Below are 20,625 nucleotides of genomic sequence, written 5' to 3' on the forward strand. Positions count from 1 at the left end.
GGTGAGCGTGATGGCTGACATCGCTGACTACAACCACGAACCGACCATCGACCCGCGTCGGCTGCGGCTACGCCCGAACCGTCCCGCTGTCGAACCCGAACCGGCCCCGGCTCCTGAGCCTGTAACCGAGGACATCGCCGATCCGTACGGGGTCGGAGTAGATGCTCTCGCGGCCGTCGACGAGCCGATCGCGCCGACAGCAATGCCGTCCACCGGGCACGGCGCACTGTTCGACGAGGCCGCCTCACCGGCACTTTCTCAGCCTGCTCAGTGGGGTTGGCGGGGTCGGATCAATGCAGCTCTGGGAACGAAACTGGCCCCGAAGGCGGCATCGGCAGAGACCGGCCACCGGGCGGCGGTCGAAGCGATCCAGCGAACGCTGCCGGGTTCGGGCACGGTCGCTGTGGTCAACACCAAGGGCGGAGCCGGCAAAACTCCGACGTCGATTGCGCTGGCAGCGATGCTCGGTAAGCATCGCGGCCGCGGGGTCGTGGCAGTGGATATGAGCGAGGCGGGCGGCACCCTCGGCATTCGCGCAGCGCGCACCGCACCCATCGAACGCACGGTGTGGGATGTCCTCGACAACGCATCGCGGCTGATGTCGGCCGACGTCGAGGCGGGGGAGCTGGCGGCGTATCTGCGGCTCCAGCCCACCCACGACGAGATCCTGGCCGGGGACACCGATTCTTCCTACGACGACATGCTCGGCGAGGACGAGTGCGCGGCGTTGGGCGCGGTGCTTCGTCGCCATCGCGACCTGCTAATTATCGACACAGCCACCACTCCGCAGGCCGGGGCATGGCAGTGGGCGGTGCGCCACGCCGACGTGCTGGTGGTGCCGCTGCCGATGCGCCGGGACATGGCGCAGCACGCCTACGCGATGCTCGACGGCCTCCGTAAGCGGGGGTTCGAGCATCTGGTGCGCTCTGCGATCGTGCTGCTGTGCGCGACGCCGGGGTCCGATCCGAACCTCGAAACTGCGATTGTCGACGAGTTCGACTCTCTCGGTGTGCAGACCTACGTTCGGGTTCCATTCGAGCCGGTCTTCGCCACCGGTGAGCGGATCACGCTCGAGGCGTTGTCGCAGAGTTCGATCATCGCGTGGACGAATGTCGCGGCGATGGTGACCGATGCGCTGGCCGAGGCCATCGTCGAGCGGCAGGCCGGACTCCGGCAGCAGGGGGTACCGGCTCCGGCGGTCGTCCCGGAACCGGCTCCGCCGACGTTCGCGGCGGACGTTCCGAGCTTCGTAGCGCCCCAGCCGGCCCCGGCTCCCGATTCGGTTCCCGCAGCTGAGCCGCCCCCGGCCCCGGTAGTGGAACCCGCTGCCGTTCCTGCTGTCCGGGTGCCTGAGACGGACCCGGCCAGGGACCTGCCCCTGGACTACCGGCCCACCGCCGAGGCGGCGGAAGCGGCCCCCGAACCGGACGCCTCGAGCGAATCCGCTGCTGAGGTGCACCAACCGCCGGCCCCGGCCCGACGGCCGCAACCACCGAAGCCGTCGAGCTTCGATCCCTACGCCTGACCTTCTGTGTGAAAGGACTCTCAATGATCCTGTCAAGCCGCCACCGCGGTAACCGGCACAGTCGGTTGCCAGGTGCGGTGGTCGCGGAGCAGCGCGTAGAGAACATCCACGCGCCGCCGAGCCAGGCAGATCGTGGCCTGGACGGGACGCTTACCTTCGGCACGTTTGCGCTGATAGTAGACGCCAGAGGCGGGATCGCAACGGACCGCGGTCAACGCCGACATGTACATCACCCGGCGCAGGCGCCTGCTGTAGCGCTGAGGGGTGTGCAGACGCCCGGTGCGTTTACCCGAATCCCTGGGTCGCGGCGCCAACCCGGTCCAGGCAGCGAGCTGATCGGCCGACCCGATCAGGGCGGGGTCACCTACTGCGGCAAGGAATTCGGCGCCGAGCCGGAATCCCATACCCGGCAAGCTCAGGATCACCTCGGCCAGAGGGTGCCGGCGAAATCGGGCCTCGATCTCCGCGTCCACGGCCCTGATACGTGCGTCGAGATCGATCACCGCCTGCGCCAATTCGGCGACCAGCTCGGCAGCGACATCCTCCCCCGGCAACCGCACGGTCTGCGCCTTCGCAGCGGTGACCGCGGCCCGGGCGATCGATTCGGCGTGGCGCACCCCGGCCCCGGTGAGCATCGCGGCCAGCCGGGCCGCACCGACGCGGCGGATCGCTTTCGGTCTCTGGTAGCGAGCCAGCAGCACCACCCAGCCCCGGTCCGAGGAGATCTGCGCGACGCGTTCGAGCCCGGGGCAGATCGCGACGAGTTGTTGACGCAGCCGGTTGATGGTCCGGGTACGGTCGGCGACCAGATCGGTGCGGTGGCCGGTGAGCATCTGCAGCTCACGGATCAACTCGTCGTCGGGACGCAGAACGGGCAGGTCCGAACGCATCCGGGACTGATCGGCGATCACCCGGGCGTCGCGGGCATCGGTCTTGGCTTCGCCGCCGCGGTAGACCGACGATGCCTGCCACACCGAACGTCCGGACAGGTAGCGCACCGGTTTCCCGGCGTCGGCCAGCACAGTCAGCAACAAGGTGACGTAGGCGGTGGTCAGATCCACCGTCCACGACACCGTCTCGCCGAGTGCGTCGATCTCGGTGATCACCGCACGGATCGTTGCTTCGTCGTTGTCGCATCGCCGCGACAGCACCACCGTCCCGGAAGCGTCGAGCACGCATATCCAGTGGTGTTCTTTGCCGACGTCGACTCCTGCCCACAGTTGCGAACCGGTCATCGGATTTCCTCGTTTTCGCTTGTGTTCCGGCCTGGCCCCGATGGACGCCTCCGCCGGCATTTCCTTAAACAAGCGATCATTCGCAGATCTCAATCAGCGGTCCGAGGTGTCCAAGCGGGTCGGGTGGCCAGTCCTTTCAAGCCCCCCTCGAGAGTGGGCAAACCTTATGCAGCCTCGCCCGGCCCGCCCGGGTTACAGCTCAACGTAACTCTCACGAAGTAACTGCACCTACGAACTTAAGGACCCCTGTGATGTCTCGCAATACCTCGATGCGGTCGCTACCTCGTAGCGTGGCCCGTGCTGCGTCCCTGCTGTCGGCCACGATCGGCACGGTGTTGCTCACCGCCGGTACCGCCTCGGCTCAGACCGACAATCCACTCGACGGAATCTCCCCTGATCTGGGGGTGTTCGGTCCTACGTTCCAGAGCACCTGGTCGCGGATTGCGGGCGGTATCTGGGGTGCGGTCCTGGCGGTATCCGCAGTCAACCTGATCATTTCGCTCTACAAGATCCGTAAGGCTCGCGCCGGGGGCTACCAGAGCGAATTGAGCGATTCGATGGATTCGGCCAAGACCGCTGGTGTGGCGTTCGGTTGCGTGGCCGGAGCCGGGATCATCGTCGGCGCCATCTTGTTCGTCGTCAACGGCTGATAGCCGATCTACCAGCACTGTTAGGAGAATCAGATGGCACCCGATTTCAGCTCGATCAAGCCGGGCTCCCAGCAATCGCCCTCGGCAACAGCAGCACCGACGCCGACATCCTCGGCGAAGACGGCAGAGACCAAAGGATGGAAGGCAGCGTTCGACAGACTGCCCTCATGGTTCAAGTACGGCCTGGTGATCCTGCTCGTGGTGACGATCCTCGGGATCATTCTCGCGGGGCTGGACGGCGGTAGCTCGGAGTCCGACACGGTGCGGACCGGGCACGGTCCCAACTCGATCACCAACGGGATTCCGCATGGTTATGACCGCACCGAAGCCGGAGCACAGACCTCAGCAACGAACTTCGTGCAGGCCGCAAACCAGGTCTCTCTCGGTCGAATCTCTGCCGAGGAAGCTAAATCGGCCCTCGTCGGTAGCAATGCCAGCGATGCGCTGCTGGCAGTCCTTGACGAGAGCGTGACTCAGGCCGAGGGCACGGTGATGAACGTCCTTCCCGCCCTGGTCAACGTCACGGACTACTCGGATGACCGTGCGGTGGTGTCGGTGTGGGCAGTCTCGGCGAGCCAGAACGATCTGAGCGGCACGGGCAAGGTCAGCGTCCTTACTGTCTGGTCCACGACCACGGTGACCTTGGAGTGGGAGAACGGGGATTGGAAGGCCGTGGATTGGACGTTCCGGTCCGGTCCCGAGCCCGAAGAGGTCTCGTTCCCCGAAGGGGATTCCACTCTCGCCGAGTTCGGCGCGAACGGCCTCTACACCTTCTTCGTGGAGTAATCATGCGATCCCTTGTCCGTACTTTGCTTGCGGTGCTGCTGGCGGTGCTCGCGTTGGCCTCGAGTGCGACGCCTGCGTGGGCGCAGCCGCTCAGTGGCGCTGCCGAAGGGTGGCCTGCTGGGATGCCAGACGAGCTCAAGGAGTTCTTTCCCGGTCACCCGGAGTTCGAGGCGGCCGGGTGGTCGACCGATCCGGCGTGTGCGGACAAGGGTGGCGACTTCGGGCAGTACCTCGCGCAGTACCTCCGCTTCGACCAGCAAATTCTCTACTGGGCGTCCCCTGTGACGCAGCGCATCGCGCAGTACGCCGAACTGATGGGTGTTTCAGAGGATGAAGCGAAGCAAGCGGTGCTCGATGGCAAGGCTCCGACCACCTGGCCGGCATCCTTCCCCGGTGGCGACCCGGAGTTCTCGCCCTCGGCCAAGGTGTGCGCTGCGGATCTGGCGAAGTGGTCGGAGCCGAGCGGGAACCACTGGGGATTTACCTGGGCGGCAGCACCCGACGCCGGTTCGATCGCAGTGATGAAGCAACAGAAGTGGGTCGATAACCTGCCGGAGGACATTTTCGAGAATCCGTGCAGCGATCACGAGATGCTTTGCAACAGGGCTTATTTCCTCGACTGCGACAAGGGCACCAACATCAGCGAGATCAACCAGTGCCGGGGCTGGAACGCACAGGTCGGAGCGATGTTCGGCGGTATCTGGAACTGGAAAGAGCAGAACACCGACTTCGCTGACCGGTTCCTCGATCTCGCCAGAGTCGGTGGTGTGGTCCTCAAGGCCGCCACGCCGCTTCAGATCCAGCTCGGCGTCGGCCTCGGTATGGCGGCCGTCGACAAGGCCGGTGATGTGGTCGCGTTCATCGCTGATCCGGGCAGCGTGATCGACGACTGGGCCAACAGCACCAAGGAAAGCGCGGTATCGCTGACCACCTCGGTCCTTGAGGGCTTGGCGAACATCCACGAGTTCAACCCGCGGGATGAAGGTTTCCTGCGGTGGTACGCGGTCAGTTGCGGAATCGGGGTGTTCGTCATGTCGATCACCGCACTGTTCACGATCTACCGAACCTCCGCACAGAAATCGACACGAATGGAACTGGCGCACAGCCTGATCGGATACGCCCCGCTGGGTGTGCTGTCGATGATGTTCGCCCCGGCCGCCGCCGAAATGCTGGTCCAGCTCTCGCACGCGCTGACCACCTCCCTGTCCGGACTGCTCAAGCAGGACTTGGAGCAGGCGGTGGTGTCAGTATCGGCAATGCTCGGAGGCATCACGAGCGACACCGTCGTCGGTGGCTCTCTGACCGGCATCGTGTTCTTCGGGTTGTTGTTTCTCGGGTCGCTGGCGTTGTTCTTCGGCATGTTGATGCACGCCGCTGCCTTACCGATCCTCGCCGGCCTGACAGGTGTCGCGTTCGGATTGTGGGTGCATCCGAACCTGCGGAAGAAGGCGATGCGCCCGATCTTCGTATTCATCTCGATCGTGTTTTCCAAGCCGGTGATCTTCCTCGGTCTGGGGTTCTTAGCCACGGTGCTGATCGACAGCAGCGCCGGGGCTTACGTCGACGGTGACCTCGCATCGCTTGGCGCCTTGGCGATGTCGGCGGTGTGCATCGGACTGGTCGGACTCGCTCCGTGGTCGCTGCTCAAGTACGCCCCGTTCATGCCGTCCAGTGAAGATTCGGAAGGCTTCGGCGATACCGGATCGGCGACCGGACAAGGGCTGGGCGGCACTTTGCAGACCGCGCAGATGGCAATGATGGCCCGCGGCGGTGGTGGCGGGGGTGAGGTCGCTGCGGCCCGCTCCGCAGGGGCGGCACACTCCCATCCTGTCGGCGGCGGGGGCGTTGGTGGGGGAGTGGCCTCCACCTCGAACGGGTCGACGTCCCATAGTTCCGCCGGGTCGACCTCCCACCAGCACTCGGGCGTTACCGCAGGTCATAGCGGTGGCGGGCACGGTGGGGCGAGCACTCGCAAGCTCATGGGGGCAGCCAAGGGCATCTCCGGAACGGCCGCCTCTGCCGGGGTTGGTGCGGTGGTAGTAGCCGGGACGGTCGGCGGTGCAGCACTGAACAAGGCGGCGCAGGCAGCGCAGAGCGCTCCCGAGCGAGCCGACAACATGGGAGATCAGTGATGAGTGACAGTGAGCAGCGCACCTCGATCCTCGGCTCGGAAATCGCTCGCCGAGGACTGATCCCCGTTCCCGAACCGGTGCTGTTTGCCTATGCAGCGGCGCTGATGGTCTCGATGTTCCTGTTCGTCTTCTTCGGATCGACGATCTGGACACTGGCCGGTGTCCTTGTGGTGGTGGGCGGCACGCTGTGGGCGACGACCGATATCAACGGTCGCCGGTCTTGGGCGGGGGAGAAGCTGCACCGGATCCGGGATCGGCGGCGGCGAAAGCACGGTGAACACGTCTACCGGGCGCCCGGTGATGAGTTGTACGGGGTGCTCGGAGCCGATCCGGGCTGGGAGTTCCCGGTGCCGCTCGGAGATGTCGCTCCGCTGGATCTGACCGATACAGGTCTCGACGACATGTTCATCCTCGAGCACCGGACGCCTGGTGACAACAACTACTACTCGGTGGTGCTGTCGATTCAAGGGCTCGCCGAAGGACTCCGCGGCGCGGAGGAATGGGCGGTGACCTCGCAGGCGTTCTCGCGCACGCTGGCCTCGTTCGCGCGCCGATCCTCGCTGCTTCGAGGGCTGGAGATGGTGCACCGCTCGGTGCCGGCCGATCTGACTCCGCACGTGGCGTGGATGGAATCGGTGGTGCGTGCGAATCCTCATGCACACCGGGTGATGCCTGCGGTCGAGTCCTACGGCCAGCTCATCGACGGTCTGGCCCCGGAGTCGGAAGAGCATCGTTGCTACGCCACGCTGATCTTCCCGAAGTCGGTCGAGTTGCTGTCGGCGGCCGGAGCGGTCGCCAAGCGTAAGGGCGTAGAGACGAAGGCCGGTATCGGCCAGGTCATCGTCGAGGAGACCATGCGGGCGGTCGGCGCGCTGACCTCGGCCCGGCTCGGGCAGGTGCAGGTGCTCGGCCAACAGCGTGCCTGTGCGGTGTTCCGCTCGATGCTCGATCCGTCCTACGCACTCGATGCCCACCGGGGCGCGAACTGGGGCAACTGCTGGCCGTCGTATGTCGGCGGAGACCTGTCGACACGGGTGTCCGACCGATGGGATACCCGAGTCGGGTTGATCCGACCCGGTTCGATCGAACCGATCCCGCTGCACGCTGAATGGCTCTCGCCGCTGTTGACCGGCGTCGACCCGGACCCCGGCGATCCTGTTGAGGGGCTTCCGGCCCAGCCAACAATCCGCACGGTGAAGGTGCGGATGGATTTCGTCGATGCAGTCAAAGCGCGCCAGGTGGCACGCAAGGACGCGACCGAGGATGCAGCACGCCAGTACAAGGAGCGAAAGAAGGGCCAGGTCACCGACGGTGCATCGGAGGTCATGGCGTCGGCGTCGCTGCGTCGCCGCGAAGACCTCAAGCCGGGATCGGGACACCACGGGGTGATCTGGTCGATGGCAGTGTCGGTCACCGCACCGGATGAGGATGCGGTGATGCGGGCGTGTGCGCGGCTCGAGCAGGCCGCCGACCAAGCCGCCATCAAAGAGTTCACCTGGTTCGACGACAGCCACGATGTCGCGCAATTCCTCACTCTGCCGCTCGGCCGTGGACTCGCGGCCACCAAGTACACCCGGGCCAAGGGGGTCTGATGCCGTCACTACTGAACCGCAAAAAGGGCGCTGCGCCTGCGCCGACCGCTCCGGAGGTAGATCAGGCGGACACGCCGGTGGTTCCTCGTCGGCGTCCGCCGAAGCGCAACAAGTGGCTCGACCGGTGGGGATGGTACGAACCGCGCCCGGAAGGGGTGTGGTCGACGACTCGCCAGGCCGAAGCGCTGAATCTGGCGACCACCCGCAAGAACGTGCGGCACGAAGGTCTCGTGTCGGGGCGGAACCTGATGTCGAATGCGCTGGTCATTACCGATCCGTTCGCGTTGTACGGAAGTGAGATCGAGAACATCAACGTCGCGGTGGTCGGTGACATCGGCAAGGCGAAGTCCTCACTGATCAAGACCACCCTGGGACTGCGGCAGATCGCGGCCGGCCGTCAGGTCGTGGTGATCGACAAGAAGCGTCAGGGTGATCGCGGTGGTGAGTACACCGAGCTCGCCAAGTCGCTGGGGGTGCCGTCGATCAGGTTCAAGACCGGCGGTGACGGTGCGCGGTTGAACATCATGGACCCGGCGATTTCGTCGTCGGTGACCACTTCTGGTGGCATCGTGCCGGCCGGTCAAGAAGTGCTGATTGCCGCGGTACTCGAGGACACCATGCAGCGGACGTTGGGGCAGACGGAGATCGCGGCGCTGAACCTGGCGCTGAGACTGGTCAACGAACGTGCCCGCAGCGAGGGCACCGAGCCGATCCTGCGTGATGTCGCCGATCTGCTGCTATCCACGCCGGAGGAAGCGACAGTCACCTTCGGCGAGGTGTGGGAGAAGGAAGCGTGCCGGTGGGGTCGTGATCCGGGCCTGGCGCTGCGGCAGCTCTGCGAAGGAGATCTGCGAGGGTTGGTCGATCAGCCGACCTCGGCCGATGTCCGTCATGCGCTCGACCATCCGCTCGTGCACTTCGACGTGTCCGAACTGCCCAACAAGGGACCGGCGCTGCGGGTGGTGATGACGGTCATCAATACGTGGCTGTCGAATGTTCTCGCCGCTCGCGCATCCGAGCACAAGCAGACCATTCTCATCGTCGAGGAAGGCTGGCACATCGCGGAAGGCTCGACCGGGCGGGTTTTCCGCGACAATATGAAGCTCTCTCGCGGCCTGGGCCTGTCCACGGTCTCAGCGTTCCATCACATCGCCGATCTACCTGCGGATTCTCCGGCTCGAGCGTTGATGCAGGAAGCCGGGATCGTGTTCCTGTACGGACAGGATCGGGTGGACGATGCCGAGCAGACGGTTCGCATGTACCACCTGCCCGAATACTGCGTCGATCTGCTGATGTCGATGCACAAGGGGCAGTGTCTCGTGGTGATGGGCAAGTCCGATCCGGTGCTGATGAAGCACGAGCGGTCCCCGCTCGAGATCACCCTCACCGACACCGATGAGGTCATTCGGGGTGAGGCGAGCACGCTGGTCGGGCAGACCCGGCTCCCGGACACTCTCGATGCCGAGGAATTGGCCGAGCTGGTGGGGGCGGTGCAGTGAACGAGCGGGGTCAGCAGCGGCCGACACAGCCGGTGATCCCGGTCGGTACTGGCCTGGTGGTCGTGGTGATCGGCGGGGTCCTGTGGACGGTGTACGCCGGGGGCGCGGTTGCCGGCCTGGTGACCGGGGCGGGTCCGGTGTTCCCGGAAGGGCTGTACGGCACGTTGTCGGTGTTGCGGGCGTTGGTGCTCACGCCGGGTGACCCGACGGTGGGCTGGCCCGAGGACTCGCGGCCGGGTTCGGCGGTTGCGGTGTGGGTGTGCCTGATCGCAGCGATGCTGGTCTATATCGCCGTCGTGCTCGTGATCGACGGGAAGGTTTCGGCACGTCAGCGCGCTAAGCGCACGCGCCAGGAAGGGTTTGCGGACCGGGCGGAGCTGCGGCAGCGCGGCCTCGATCGCAAGAGCGCAGTGAGAGCCGCGAAGACGAATCGGGCGAGCCTGGGTGATACTCCGGCCCGCAAGATCGACGCGCACCAGGTGGCGACCCGGATCGGCACGCTCTACGGCGAGCATGGCAAAGATGCCGAGGTCTTCGTTCAGTATCGGGACGGCACGCTGGTCGAGGGTCCGACCGGATCAGGCAAGAGCTGGCGGTTGGCTTGGCAGCGGATCGTCGAGTCGGTCGGGTTCGTGCTGGCCACGACCACCAAACCTGATCTGCTGTGGTCGACGGTGGGGCAACGCTTGGCCTCCGGCCCGGTCGAGGTGTTCGACCCCGAGGGCATCACGCGGTGGCCGACGCCGATGCGGTGGTCCCTGCTGGCCGGCTGCGATGACCCGGATACGGCGATCCGGCGTGCCGATGCGCTGGTTCAGGCTGTTCCCCTCGGGGATACCAAGAACGGTGGGTACTTCTCGACGAACGCAGCGAAGTACCTGCGGTGCTGTCTGTATGCGGCCGCGGTGTCCGGTGGGGATGTGACCACCTTCTATCGCTGGGCGATGCAGCGACAGGTGCCGAAGGTCAAGGAGATTCTGGACCGGGACCTGCCGACGTGGAGCGTGGAGTATTCGCAGCTCGGCGGCTCGGGATCGGATTCGGTCGACGATGTGATGTCGACGGTCTCGACGCTGCTCGATCCCCTCGCCTCACCGAAGCTGATGGCGGCAGTCAATGTCACCGCCGATGAGTCGGTGAACCTCGCGCAGCTCATCCGCGACGGAGGGACGCTGTATCTGATCTCCGAAGGCTCCTACGGCTCAAGCGCACCGATCGTCACGGCGTTGGCGGCGGAGGCGTATTACCTGGCCAAAGAGATTTCGCGGGAGTACCCGGAGGAGAGAATCGACCCTCCGGTGCGGTTCGTTCTCGATGAGGTCAACAATGTCGCGCCCATCCCGGATCTGCCCGACAAGGTATCCGACAGCGCCGGGCGAGGAATCTCGATCTGGGCGTTCTGCCACGGTCAGGAGCAGAACATCCGGCGATGGGGTCCGAGCGCGGGGAAGATGTTCACGACGAACTCGCCGGTGCGGATCATCCTGCCCGGCCTCGGTGATGTGAACGAGCTCGAGCAGATCTCCCGATTGACCGGTGAGCGTGAAGAGTGGTGGTCTCCGACGCAGGCACCTCGGCAGACGAAGGTGATGACTGCCCCGGAGATTCGCGGAATGCCTGCTGACCAGGCGTTGATGATCTACCGGGGTGCGGCTCCGGCGCGGGTTCATCTCCCGCTGGTGTGGGACATTCCGCACTGGAAAAAGCGGGTGCTCGACTCTCAAGAGGTCTACAACTGGGTCTGTGAGACGGGGGAGCTGCCCGATTGGGCCTGGTCCCGCACGGGCGGGGAAGTGGTGCTCGGATGAGCGGGTACACGCCGGGCCGGCTGTCGTGGCGGCATCTCGACCAGGAACAAGCACAACAGTTGTGGGACGAGTTGATCGAGTGGGTGGAGTGGTTTCGCGGCTGCTACCGGCTCACCGATCGGATCAAGGGTTGCTGGTATCGGCACCCGAAGATGGTCGAGGAACTGACGGCGGCGATGTCGGCGCACAAGGTTGCCTACGAACAGCTCGGCGACGGTCAGGTGCATTCATGGTCGCCGGGAAGTTGGCACTACCAGGTCTATCAACCGCTTCTGCAACGGCTGGCGGCCAACTCCGACGAGTTCGGCGACTGTATCGACGGTCGCTGCGAACCGCCGACCGTGCAGGTCAAGCTGCTCGACGGGGCGCGGGAGTGGATCGCGGCCGACATCGCGGCGCGGCCGACCCCGATCGTGGCAGCGATTGCCGCGACCGGATCGCTCCCGGACTCGAGCAATGGAGCGGGGCCGACGGTGATCGACGCTGCGCGGATGGTCGACCTGATCGACTCGGGTGATGCCGAACCTGTCGATCCTGACGACGAGTTCGGGCCGGTCTCATATGACGGTCACGTTTGGGAGTGGTCCGACGATACGGAGGGGTACGTGCAGACCTAGAGACTGCCGGGGAACACCACCAGGCCGGACTCACCACCCCGCCTGTTCCTCGGCGTGGCGGCCGGCTGCGGAAGTGCCCGCCCAGGCGCCGCGGCTGGCCGCCACAACGCTGTTTCTGCCGTCGAGCATGTTGTTGCCACGAAGCCTCTGATATGACATCTGAATGGCTCGCTGCGTCGAGCTCCTTAACGCAAGCGCTGTGCCCCTATCCATGCCGTGACCCGACGGAGAAGTAGTGAGTAACAAGCACAAACCGCCCCTCCTTGCACGCGGGCCTTGGTGGATTGTCCCCCTCCTAGGGTTGCTCGCAGCAGTGGCGGGCGGGGTCACGGCATTGGTTCCCGGTTGGTGGAAGGCGATACCGATAGGTCTCTCCGCTAGCTTCCTCATACTCAACTTCCTGGTGCAACTGAGTCGGAAGAACCATGAAGATGACGTCGAGGCGACGATGGCTCGGTACATCGATTCCCAGCTGTCGCCCCTGATGCAGAAGGTAGCCGGGACCGTAGCCGAAACAGACCCACAGAGACGGCGGGAACATTTTTCCTCAGTCCTGCAATCCGTCGTGAATGCTGCTTCCGAAATGATCGGCCCTCGACCTGTTCGAGCGAGCGTCTTCCAGTACACAGAAGGAGCAGGCAGGATGGTCGCCCACCCTACGGCTTTTGCAGGGCGACGAGACAAGTCGGAACGTGTCTATACGACCGAGTCCCCCACCCTTCACCAAGCACTTATCGGTAAACCACGCTTCGTGGAGGACGCGAAGAACGAGAACCTGGCCTACAAGACGTATATGACTCACCCCATCATGGCTGGGGGCAAGCTCTACGGAGTCCTATCCATCGACTCCCCAAACTCGAAAGACATATCTCCCGACGACGAATACCTCCTTCAGTTCCTATCCGTTGTCGCTGCCATTCCTTACGCTCTTGAGCAGGCGCCTTCGCAACCGGTGAACCACCGCTTCGAGCCCTAGCGAACCGAGGAGCACCCATGACGAACACCAGGAAGCTCACCACCACTAAAACGACCAAAAGGTCGCCTAGCAGCGGGAAGGCTCCTTCCCGAAGCGAGACGAAAGAGAACTACTCCGAGCTACGGCGAGGACTACGGGAAATCAGGCGGACAGGGCACATGCCTGAGTCTGTCCGGAGGGGGACATCCAGCGAGAGCTAAGGTTCCCCCCTGCCGCTGCTGGTCGCCTCTACTGGTCGCGGCGATTCACTACAGCCGTGGTCGCTTCTGCTCAAGGTTCTTAATCTCGGGCCGGTGAGCCTGGTGCTCAATCTCCCGAGCGTGTGCCTGCTCCCGCCAAACCCTCAGTTTCTGCAGCTCGGCGCGTTCACGCTCGACGTGCGTCCAATCGAGCGTGGCACGACGGTCCTTCGGCTGGCCTCCCGCGAGGGTGTCCTCGTCGGTGATGTAGTGGGTGCTTCGGTAGGCCGCCGCGTCTGCGATGGTGGCTCGCCACAGGGCAGCGTGTTCGGGATCGCTGGGGCAGGCGCCGAGGCTCGCGTGTGCCCAGATCGGTGCGGTGTCGTCGGTGAGCTGGTCGCGGTAGTTGCGGTGGAGCTCGGCGATGGTCTGGTAGTCCTCGCGGATTGTGGCGGCGAGTTCGGGGTCGATGGTGTCGGCATCGGACACGGGTGCGGCAACCCATTCGGGTGCGTCGGGGTTTGTGAGGTCTCGGCCCTCGGCGGCGATGCGGTCGAGTTCGGCGAGCAGTACAGTCGCCGGGGCTGTGGCTCCGGCCCGCTCTGCCAGATCGGCCACGACCTCCTCAATGCTCGTTCCGATGAGGCGGTGGAGATGTTCGATGCGTCCGGCGATGGCCTGGGCGCGTTCGTCGTCGGTCTGCAACGCGAGCGTGGGCAGGTGCTCGGCGATGGTCTCTTCATGCTCGGTGAGCCATGCGGTGTGGCGGCGGGCGATCAACTCGGTTAGGGGCTTGGCCATGTCGGAGCGCAGCGCGGCCGCGGTGGTGTCGACGCCGTTTTCGACCAGGCGTTCGTGGTGCCAGGTGAGCAGGTTGATCGGGTCGACGCCGGCTTGGGTGGCGCGGTGGAGCTGGCGTGCGAGCAGTCGTGCGGAGGATTCTTCGGCGATGCGGGCACCGAGTTCTTCTCCGAGTGCAGCGGCGGCGAAGGTGCGAACTCTCTGCGTTTCGAGCAGTGCGGAGGTGTCGCGGTAGCGGCGGATGATCTCGCCGATGCCGGTGTCTGCGGCCGCGGCGCGGTCGGTGGCCTCGGTATAGCGGCGGGCACATTCGACCGCGAAGTCGTGCATGTCCGCGTCGGTGTGGAGCGGGTCGCGGATCGGTAGCGGCGGCAATGTCGGGTGTTGGGTGACCTGGCCGACGATGGCGCGGGTGCGGTGGGCGAGGACCGCTCCGATGTCTTTCGCTCCGGCGAGGGGGCCTTCGGCGAGGGCGTGTCCGAGGAGTGTGCGGGTGCTGTGGCCGTGGTCGTGGGCGTCGGCGAGGACCTGGCGGAGCTGTGCCCATCCTTCGGTGCCTTCGATGGTGGCGGCGATGTGTTCGGGGAGGGTGCGGCGCATCTCGGTCTCGAGTGCGTCGTCGCGGAGGCGGCGTTGGGCGGCCAGATATGCCTCGCGCAGCCGTTCCGGGTCGGTGGCGTGGGCGGCTTGTTCGGCGAGTTCTTCGGTGGCGGTGCGGTGGCCGTTGTCGGTGGCGACGACGGTTTCGAGGATCATCCGGCCGGTGGAGACGCTCTTGTCTTCGAGGTGCGGACGCTCGGTGTCGAGGTTGACGGGCACGTCGACCGGGACGTAGATCCGGTTGTCGGTGCGGGCGCGGGTGACGGCCACATACAGCCCGGAGCGGTCCATGTCGGGGGTGATGATGGCGTGGGCGGTGTCGACGGTGACGCCCTGGGCGCGATGCACGGTGGAGGCGTAGCCGAGTTGCAGGTGGGTGCTGATGTAGTCGGCCGGCAGGGTGATGACGCCGCCGTGTTCGAGGTGCCGGACGGTCAGTGCGCCGCGTTCGGAGACGACATCGAGCACTTCCCACAGGTCGCCGTTTCGCACGAACGCTCCGGCTTTCTTTCCGCCGGAGGGGTTCAGATCGCGGCGGTTGCTGCGGGTGAGCACGATGTCGCCGCGGCCTGCGGTGAGTTCGTCGGCGAGGGCGACGGTGGTGGATTCGTCGCTGGTTCCGTCGTGGCGGCGCACGGCCTGGACTTGGATGTTCGCTGCCGTGACGTCCTCGCGGGTGGGCAGCATGACGATGGATTCTTTGCCGTCGGCGAGGTCGTGGAGGTAGTTCTCGACGGCCTGGCCGATCATTTCTTCGCGCGTTCCTTCGCGCACGAGGTCGCGTTCGTAGATCAGGTCCAGGCCGGTGGAGTCACCGGATCGCAGCAGCATCGAGTTTTCGGCTTGGGCGGTGTCGTTGCCGAATCGGACCACGGTGTCGAGTTCGGGCGCGTCGGTGTTCTGCGCCAGATAGCGCAGCATTCCGCCGGTTTCCACAGCGTCGAGCTGGGCCGGGTCACCGAGCAGGCGGACGACTGCGCCACGTTCCTTGGCGATCTCGACGACGGCGGCGAGGTCGAGGGTGGAGGCAAGGGATGCTTCGTCGACGAGCAGCATCGTGCCCGGTGCGATGTCGATGCCGGCCGGAAGTGTGCCGGGGCGACTGCCGCCGAGACCACGCCAGGGGTAGGTCAGGGAGGCCAGGGTCAGGCCGGTGACGCCGACTTCTTCGCCGAGTGTTTCGGCGGCGACTGCGGAGGGAGCGAGGGCTACGACGCTCCGGCCTTCGTTCTGCCATGCCTGCACGACGGCTTTCATACTGGTGGTCTTGCCGGTTCCTGCGGGTCCGACACCGACGGCCAGCAGTGCCCCGGATTGCAGGAAGTGCTCGGTCAAGGTGCGCTGGCCGGCGTTGAGGTTGCGCCCGGTTTCGGCGCGCATCGTCTCGTACACCTCGTGGATCGAGGCGGTGCGAGCGGTGAAGACGGTGGGTTCGCTGGTGGCCGATACCAGCATCGTTTCGGCGTCGAGGATGCGCTGGGAGCTGTGTTTGTGGCTGCCGTGGTGGGACAGAACGAAGTCGCCGTTACGTCGGCGCAGACGCCTCGGGATCGCGGGCAGCTCGACGCGTGGAGTGGTGACCGACAACTCCACGACCCGGCTGGTGAGTCGATCGACTGCCGTCCGGTAGCTGTCGAGGTCGGGGAACGTCTCACCGCCGAGGTGGGCCTGGACTGCGGAGACGATGTGTGGCAGTTGCCAGCGCGAGCGCTTGGATTCGAGCTTGGTGATCACGGCTCGGGCGTCGTCGTCGAGGCTGCGGCGCTGTGGCCTCGGGGCGCGATCGACGGCGAAGGCGTCGCGGACGAGCTGGTCGACGGCCTCGTTGCCGCCGAGGATTTCGGCGGCCTTCTCGCGCCATTCTGCGCGCATCTCGGCGAGTGATTTCGCGTCGGGCTTGCCTTCGCGGGTGTCGAGCGTTGCTTGTTGATAGAGCTGATACATCGTCTTGGCGTCGGGCATCCGCTGGTACTTGGCGCGGTACTCGGCCACGAGTTCGTCGCGGCGGGCCTCGATTGCGCTGCGGCGGGAGCTGAACATCTCAAGCATGTCGCGGGGAATGGCGGCCAGTTCGACGACGGGTTGCTTGCCCTGCTCGATCTCGCGGTGGGTCAGCTCGAGGTCGAGTTCGGTGCTCAGGCGCTGCATCACTTCGGCGTTGAATCGCTGCGAGGCGGCGACGGCGAAGCGGAACATGGTCGATCCGTCGACGGCTCGCCACTTGCCGTCTTCGGCGGCCTGGGTCTTGATCGACACGACGGCGTGGGTGTGCAGATTGGGGTCCCCGCAGCGGGAATCGAAATGCTTGTAGAGGGTCGCGACGAAACCGTTGGTGTCGATCTGTTCCTCGCCGTTGCGGCCAACGCGAGTGAAGCAGGCGTTCTCTTCGAGCCACCGGAGGGTGTCCTTCACCGTGGCATCGACGATGCGCTCGATCTTGATGCGCGTCTCGTTCGGTGCCAGCGCCCACAGGCTCGACACACTCTTGGGCGGTGTGAAAACCAGGTCGTGGCCTGCTACCGGGTGGCGGACTTTGCCCTTCTCGTGGGCGATCCAGTTCCGCAATTCGGCCTCGTTCGCGACCGGACGGCCGTGCTTGTCCTGGAACATTCCTCCGGCGATGCGGTCGAGGATCGCAGCGGATTCCCCCGAACTCGGGGCGTGTCCGTGGGTATCGGTGTACTCGGCGATTTCGGCCGCGTGTCGGTCGAACAGCTCGACGTTGTTCTTGAAGGTCGGGAACTTCCGGCCGAGTCGGGCGAGCCGGATTGCGTCCTCCGAGGGGACGCCTCGATCGATGAGTTCGGCGATCAGGGCGTCGGCATTCGGATGGAGACCTTCGCCGAACAATGCCTTCATTTGCGCCTCGGTGACAACATCTCCGACCGAGATTCGGTCGGCGTTCTCGACGTGGATTTCGTCGAGAAGGTCGTTCAAACCGTCGACGCCCGAGCCGAACCATTCGCCGGGCGGTGTGCCGTGCGCGGTGTAGTAATCGGTCAGTTCTGCTCCGCGTTCACGCTCGCGGTCGGCTGTGGCGACCTGACGTGTCAGGTACTCATAGCCGTCCGCTGCGTGCAGGACGTGGAGGGTCATCACGGGCTCGATCTTAGCGGTACGAACGTGCAGGTTGGGAGCGGGATTCCCGAATGTCAGTAAAACTGCAAGAGGTGTGTCCCCTTTCTTCTGTTGCTGGTGCCCGGATACGGTGCGGGTAGATCGGTGTAGCCGCCGGTCGCAGACCGCTCCGGCGAAGCGACGGGTTTGGTCGGGCCGCTGGTTTAGACTCGGCGTGAGTTGTTGTAGACGGGAAGGGTGTCGCAGTGAGTGTTTCGGGGGATGCGGTGCACAACGAGACGAAGGTGATCTCGGCGCGCAGTCAGGCACGGTCGAAGCTGTCGGAACGGCGCGCTGAATTGCTCAAGCGGATCAGCGACAACCAGCGCGACCTCGAGCGCGCATTGGCGTCGCTGGAGAAGGTGGACAAGGCCGCTGTTCGTCGTGATGCGGCGATCGCCAAGGCGAACAAGGAGTTCGAGAAGAAGAAGGCTGCGGCCGAACTCGCGGCGGGCAGGTCGCTGGCGCAGGTTGCCGGACGGGGCGAGACCGCGACCTCGATCTCCGAACTCGTCGATCTGGACGTGGCGACGGTGCGCCGGTTGGTGAAGCTGGCCGAAGAGAACAACGACTCGACGCCTCCCGCACAAGGATCGAGCGAGGGCGGCAGTGAGGCGAAGGAACCGACGCCCGACGTGCCTGTAGCTGCTTCCGGCTCCTGATCGGGGGCAGCAAGCAACGGCGCGAGGTCAGAGACGGAGCCACTGTGCGGTGGGAGCCAGGAGACGAGATCGAACGGACTCGCTTCTTCCAACGCGTGGTGTACGGACCGGACTTAGATTCCTGTCACCTCTGGGTCGGTGCGCTCGGTGACGACGGCTACGGACGGTTCTGGATAGATCGAGACGGTCATCAGATCGTGGTCCGACCGCACCGTTACGCGCTCGCTGTGGAGCTGGAACGTGGCCTCGACGACAACGAAGTGGCGATGCACCGGCGTTGTGACAACCCGCTGTGCGTCAACACCGGCGACGGTGATGCCTTCGCTGCCCATGTGGTGCTCGCGCCGACCGTGCCGAACGTGCTCGACGCTCACGAGCGGTGCACCAGGCGGTCTTGCGATATGGCTGGGATCAGCACGCGATCGAGACAGCCCTGTACGACGGGGCGTAAGGAACGCTGTGGTAGTTAGCAGGCGATCGTCATCTGATGTGTCGAGGCGGTTGGTTCGGCCACGGTGGATATTCGATGATGAGAGTTGACCGTTGCACGCGAGTCGGGGCGGTTTCGGAGACGTTAGGGGATCTTATGCAGCGCAGTGAAGCGGAAGTGGCCTTGCTCGGTGCCGTGCTCGAGGTGATGCCGATTTCGGACCTGGCCCTCGATGCGGCGGTCGCCGGCATACCGGTGTTGGACGTACCCCGCACTCGCGGCATCGACATCTGCTTCTCGGATAAGCCAGACATTCTCTGACGGCTCGCCTGAATCGCACCATGACGATGCACGGTCGTCGCACTGCGGTTGGGTGTCGTCCCGGCACGGTGGCGCGGATCCGTGCGCGGGCTGCGGGAGAAGCCGGACGAAGGGGCTCGATGCCCTGAGCTCGGCCCTGCGCGCTGCGAAGGTGCGGGCGGGTTCGTTAGTGAGTTGGAGATAGGGCGAGGCCCCGCACCGGGGCGGGGCCTCGTGGTGTGTTTGTCAGTCCTCGGGGCTGAATCCGAATTCGAGGAGGACGTTTCGACCGGCCTCGAGGACTTCTTGCACTCCCTTCGCGTGCAAGCCGTGGTCGACGACTTGGCGGATGAGAAGCGCGAGCTTGGGGATTTGGGTCTCGTGGGCTACTCCGTTCTCGATGGCGTCGAGGGCGACGGCGGCGCGGACTCCGTAGCCGTGTGCGTAGGCGACGGCGGCGAGGACGGACAGGATCGTAAAGCGGGCGTAGCCGGAGGTCTTGCGGGCGGCGTCGGTCAGGATGGCGACGGCGGCGGCGTTGCGGGAGAAGTACAGGGCCACGTCGCGGGCGCGGGGGTTGTCGGTGAGGGTGATCGCGACGGCGACGGCTTCGGGATAGGTCAGCTCGCGGGGTGCTTCGATGGCGTCGCGCAGCGTCTCGAGGTTCGCGGCGTCGGTGATTTCGGGAGCCTGGGCGCGGGCCTGGCGCGCGTCCCACTGGCGCTCGAACAACACTCCGAGGTCTTCGGCGGGTGCGAGTTCGGCGGCGAGGGCGTCGCGGCTGGGGGCAATGGGTGCGCGGCCGTCGATGACTCCGAGGACAGCAACGGTGCTCGCGAGGATGTCGCCGAGTTCTCCGGATTCGGCGCTGGGGAAGTTGAAGAAGGTCTCACCGGCGGTGTACTCGGGCAGGACGGCGGCGATGGGCACGGCCAGACCGAGTGTGTAGGCGTGGCGGGTGGCGGCGAGAAGGGTTTCCTCTGCGGTGTCGCCGTTGGGGTGGATGCTGACGAGCGCGGCGATGGTGGCGTTGAAGTCGGCGGATTCGGCGGCGGCCATGAGCTTGTCGAGAGCGACAACGGCGGTGGCGTTGTCGTGGTCGAGGCGGGCGAAGGGGCCGGTCGTTCCCTGGGGATCGATCAGTGCGATGACGAGGGATTCGTTCGGGACCATGCCGAGGAAGGCGGGGATGCCTTCGATGAACTGGGCGGTGTTGAGGCGGGTAACGGGGGCGTTCTCGTTGTTGTTCATGCCTCTAGTTTACATCTGTTTTGATGCTTTTTCGATGTTTTGTTGGTGCTTATCCGGTGCTTTTCTGGTGATGCTGGTCACACGTTTATAGGCTCTGACCTGCGGTTTTGCGGGTGTATCGGGGTGGTTCGGTGGCGGTGGTGGAGCGGATACCTCGGTCGGTCGGTGCTGCCCTGGTGAACCGGGCGCGGTGACTGCCGGGCAAGGGCGGGTTTTCCCTTGCCCGGTGGTCGGCGGGTCCGGTAGGGCCGTGTGCGGCGACCGGGCGCGGTGCACGCGGAGCAGCGGGAACCTTGGGAGGGAGGGACAGGGGTCCGGGGGCGGAGCCCCCGGGGATCGGTAGAGCCGACACACCGCAGACGAGCCGGGGCACACACCTAGCCAGGGCGAGGGGGCACCGTCCGCCGGCCGCGGGAGCATACGTTTACCGACCCCGAGACCAACGAGGCAAAGATCCGACTGCCA

The 20,625-nt window shown here is 65.4% G+C and carries 15 protein-coding genes; 11 read left to right on the plus strand and 4 right to left on the minus strand.

The features are described from left to right. Window positions 1–10: 10 nt before the first annotated feature. The gene (locus EQ874_RS23400; protein WP_129978111.1) at window positions 11–1,525 is read left to right on the plus strand and encodes an AAA family ATPase; all 1,515 of its coding nucleotides are present in this window, start codon (window positions 11–13) and stop codon (window positions 1,523–1,525) included. 32 nt (window positions 1,526–1,557) lie between these two features. Here EQ874_RS23400 and EQ874_RS21495 read toward each other — a convergent pair whose 3' ends face one another. Beyond that, entirely contained in the window at window positions 1,558–2,760 is a 1,203-nt protein-coding gene (locus EQ874_RS21495) for an IS110 family transposase (RefSeq protein ID WP_059383537.1), read from the minus strand. Between the two features lie 251 nt (window positions 2,761–3,011). On the opposite strand from EQ874_RS21495, the gene EQ874_RS21500 reads away from it, so the two are divergent. The 8 genes from EQ874_RS21500 (at window position 3,012) to EQ874_RS21535 (ending at window position 12,820) form a co-directional block, all read left to right on the plus strand. Next, window positions 3,012–3,410, plus strand: a complete 399-nt coding sequence (locus EQ874_RS21500) for a hypothetical protein (RefSeq protein ID WP_226949904.1) — start codon at window positions 3,012–3,014, stop codon at window positions 3,408–3,410. A 33-nt stretch (window positions 3,411–3,443) separates the two neighbouring features. Continuing rightward, window positions 3,444–4,196 carry a hypothetical protein gene (locus EQ874_RS21505; protein ID WP_029547315.1) on the plus strand — a complete coding sequence of 251 codons (753 nt, stop codon included), beginning with the start codon at window positions 3,444–3,446 and terminating at the stop codon, window positions 4,194–4,196. Window positions 4,197–4,198: 2 nt separating this feature from the next. Further along, window positions 4,199–6,328 carry a hypothetical protein gene (locus EQ874_RS21510; RefSeq protein WP_129978112.1) on the plus strand — a complete coding sequence of 710 codons (2,130 nt, stop codon included), beginning with the start codon at window positions 4,199–4,201 and terminating at the stop codon, window positions 6,326–6,328. Then, entirely contained in the window at window positions 6,328–7,920 is a 1,593-nt protein-coding gene (locus EQ874_RS21515; protein WP_129978113.1) for a hypothetical protein, read from the plus strand. The genes EQ874_RS21510 and EQ874_RS21515 overlap by 1 nt, the downstream gene beginning before the upstream one ends. Then, window positions 7,920–9,419 (plus strand): ATP/GTP-binding protein, encoded by a 1,500-nt coding sequence (locus EQ874_RS21520; RefSeq protein WP_242496879.1) that lies wholly within the window; start codon window positions 7,920–7,922, stop codon window positions 9,417–9,419. The genes EQ874_RS21515 and EQ874_RS21520 overlap by 1 nt, the downstream gene beginning before the upstream one ends. 32 nt (window positions 9,420–9,451) lie before the next feature. Then, window positions 9,452–11,227: a TraM recognition domain-containing protein gene (locus EQ874_RS21525; RefSeq protein WP_242496880.1), complete on the plus strand. Its 1,776-nt coding sequence runs from the start codon at window positions 9,452–9,454 to the stop codon at window positions 11,225–11,227. Next, on the plus strand, window positions 11,224–11,844 hold the full coding sequence (locus EQ874_RS21530; RefSeq protein WP_129978115.1) for a hypothetical protein: 621 nt from the start codon (window positions 11,224–11,226) through the stop codon (window positions 11,842–11,844). The genes EQ874_RS21525 and EQ874_RS21530 overlap by 4 nt, the downstream gene beginning before the upstream one ends. A gap of 235 nt (window positions 11,845–12,079) precedes the next feature. Further along, window positions 12,080–12,820, plus strand: coding sequence for a GAF domain-containing protein (locus tag EQ874_RS21535; RefSeq protein WP_129978116.1), 741 nt, complete (start codon window positions 12,080–12,082; stop codon window positions 12,818–12,820). Between the two features lie 248 nt (window positions 12,821–13,068). Here EQ874_RS21535 and mobF read toward each other — a convergent pair whose 3' ends face one another. Next, a complete protein-coding gene (gene mobF / locus EQ874_RS21540) occupies window positions 13,069–17,496 on the minus strand; it encodes a MobF family relaxase (protein WP_129978144.1) in 4,428 nt (1,475 codons plus the stop codon). 227 nt (window positions 17,497–17,723) lie between these two features. On the opposite strand from mobF, the gene EQ874_RS21545 reads away from it, so the two are divergent. Further along, complete coding sequence (locus tag EQ874_RS21545) at window positions 17,724–18,179, plus strand: hypothetical protein (protein WP_242496881.1); 456 nt, start codon at window positions 17,724–17,726, stop codon at window positions 18,177–18,179. 113 nt (window positions 18,180–18,292) lie between these two features. Here the strand turns inward: EQ874_RS21545 and EQ874_RS23010 are convergent, their stop codons facing one another. Further along, the gene (locus EQ874_RS23010) at window positions 18,293–18,553 is read right to left on the minus strand and encodes a hypothetical protein (RefSeq protein WP_165369312.1); all 261 of its coding nucleotides are present in this window, start codon (window positions 18,551–18,553) and stop codon (window positions 18,293–18,295) included. 212 nt (window positions 18,554–18,765) lie between these two features. Here EQ874_RS23010 and EQ874_RS23015 point away from each other — a divergent pair, with 212 nt between their 5' ends. After that, window positions 18,766–18,930, plus strand: a complete 165-nt coding sequence (locus EQ874_RS23015; RefSeq protein ID WP_157127009.1) for a hypothetical protein — start codon at window positions 18,766–18,768, stop codon at window positions 18,928–18,930. Window positions 18,931–19,155: 225 nt separating this feature from the next. Here EQ874_RS23015 and EQ874_RS21555 read toward each other — a convergent pair whose 3' ends face one another. Next, window positions 19,156–20,160, minus strand: coding sequence for a DUF4192 family protein (locus EQ874_RS21555; protein WP_129978117.1), 1,005 nt, complete (start codon window positions 20,158–20,160; stop codon window positions 19,156–19,158). Window positions 20,161–20,625 lie beyond the last annotated feature (465 nt).

It is taken from the genome of Rhodococcus sp. Q1, from assembly GCF_004153645.1.
In the GTDB taxonomy this organism is placed as follows: domain Bacteria; phylum Actinomycetota; class Actinomycetes; order Mycobacteriales; family Mycobacteriaceae; genus Rhodococcus; species Rhodococcus gordoniae.

Bases quoted from the DNA above. Each gene is read 5' to 3' on its own strand.
- EQ874_RS21520 (WP_242496879.1), top strand. From the start codon at position 7,920: ATGCCGTCACTACTGAACCGCAAAAAGGGCGCTGCGCCTGCGCCGACC.
- mobF (WP_129978144.1), bottom strand. From the start codon at position 17,496: ATGACCCTCCACGTCCTGCACGCAGCGGACGGCTATGAGTACCTGACA.
- EQ874_RS21495 (WP_059383537.1), bottom strand. From the start codon at position 2,760: ATGACCGGTTCGCAACTGTGGGCAGGAGTCGACGTCGGCAAAGAACAC.
- EQ874_RS21510 (WP_129978112.1), top strand. From the start codon at position 4,199: ATGCGATCCCTTGTCCGTACTTTGCTTGCGGTGCTGCTGGCGGTGCTC.
- EQ874_RS21530 (WP_129978115.1), top strand. From the start codon at position 11,224: ATGAGCGGGTACACGCCGGGCCGGCTGTCGTGGCGGCATCTCGACCAG.
- EQ874_RS23400 (WP_129978111.1), top strand. From the start codon at position 11: ATGGCTGACATCGCTGACTACAACCACGAACCGACCATCGACCCGCGT.
- EQ874_RS21515 (WP_129978113.1), top strand. From the start codon at position 6,328: ATGAGTGACAGTGAGCAGCGCACCTCGATCCTCGGCTCGGAAATCGCT.
- EQ874_RS21500 (WP_226949904.1), top strand. From the start codon at position 3,012: ATGTCTCGCAATACCTCGATGCGGTCGCTACCTCGTAGCGTGGCCCGT.
- EQ874_RS23015 (WP_157127009.1), top strand. From the start codon at position 18,766: ATGCAGCGCAGTGAAGCGGAAGTGGCCTTGCTCGGTGCCGTGCTCGAG.
- EQ874_RS21555 (WP_129978117.1), bottom strand. From the start codon at position 20,160: ATGAACAACAACGAGAACGCCCCCGTTACCCGCCTCAACACCGCCCAG.
- EQ874_RS21505 (WP_029547315.1), top strand. From the start codon at position 3,444: ATGGCACCCGATTTCAGCTCGATCAAGCCGGGCTCCCAGCAATCGCCC.